This is a genomic window from Micromonospora sp. NPDC048843 (genome assembly GCF_040649965.1).
Classification (GTDB): domain Bacteria; phylum Actinomycetota; class Actinomycetes; order Mycobacteriales; family Micromonosporaceae; genus Micromonospora; species Micromonospora hortensis.
In genome coordinates this window covers 1-1,027 of sequence record NZ_JBEZGJ010000397.1, presented here as the reverse complement: position 1 = coordinate 1,027, position 1,027 = coordinate 1, and the positions used below count along the sequence as shown (strand labels likewise).

Annotated in this window: 1 protein-coding gene and 1 pseudogene; both read left to right on the top strand. The window is 70.9% G+C overall.

Annotated features, from left to right (window positions below):
• Positions 1-271: pseudogene (locus AB0C20_RS36380) on the top strand (hypothetical protein); the annotation flags it as partial.
• A 413-nt stretch (positions 272-684) separates the two neighbouring features.
• The coding region (locus AB0C20_RS36375) for a hypothetical protein (protein ID WP_357569742.1) at positions 685-1,027 on the top strand (343 nt) is incomplete at its 3' end.

Here is a 1,027-nt window from a genome sequence, read left to right as displayed (position 1 = left end):
CGCCTGGGCCCGTCAACTCGGACTACGCCCACCGCGGCTGTACGACCTCGGCCTACCGCACAACAACTGCGGCGGAGCCTGCGTCCGGGCCGGTAAAAACCACTGGGCGCGGCTGCTGCAGGTCCTCCCCGACCACTACGCCGCCGCCGAAGCGGCCGAGGCCCAACTACGCGAGCAGCTCGGCGATGTCGCCATCCTCACCGAACAGCACCAACGGCAACGCCACCGGCTCCCCCTCTCCGAGCTTCGCCGCCGCATCGCCGCCGACTGAAAGCCATGACCGTCGCACCGCCGCACCGCGAACGACGACGGGTAGCGCCAGCGCCGGTCTCACCGTCGGAGGTGTTAGCAGCACGGCCCTCAACCGGTCGACGCCGGTTGCCGCCGGTCCGGCCCGTTCCCCTTCCGATGCCGGACAGAGCTTTCGACCTCGGTCCGCGCCGGTCTCGACCGTTGCTCCCGCAGGCACCGGCCGCCCCGGCCGCTCGCTACGCTCGCAACCAGCCGCAACGGCCTGCCAGCTTCGCCGTACGCCCTCCCGAGGCCGCTGGCCATCGAGCAGAGCCGCCCTACAACCGCCGCCCGCGCCTGGACACAAACCCATTGACCGGGTATAGTAATGGTTGTTCGGATGAGGAGGCGAACCCTCACCGAAACCCACACACCCGCCCCAAGGAGCCGGACATGCAGCCCACCCCCCTCACCGACTCCGAGCGTGCGACGGCACGTCACCTGCCGCTGTGCGGTCACTGGCAGTGCGCCGCAACACGGCCCCAGCCACTCGACGCACGGGCGGACGTGGTGCTGATCCGCGACTGTGCCGGCCGACAGCACCTGTTCCGCGACGGTACCGCCGACGGCCTGGTCCTCACGGTCGAGGGCGACCAGTGGTCGCTGACCCGCGTGCGGTACGCCCACGTCACCTCCGCCGAGGGCGAGCGCTGGGAACTGATTGCCGAGTCGACCCCCGTGTGCGTCGGGGGCTGGCAGGCACCGCGACGCGAGTACGTAGCGCGACACCTGCCGA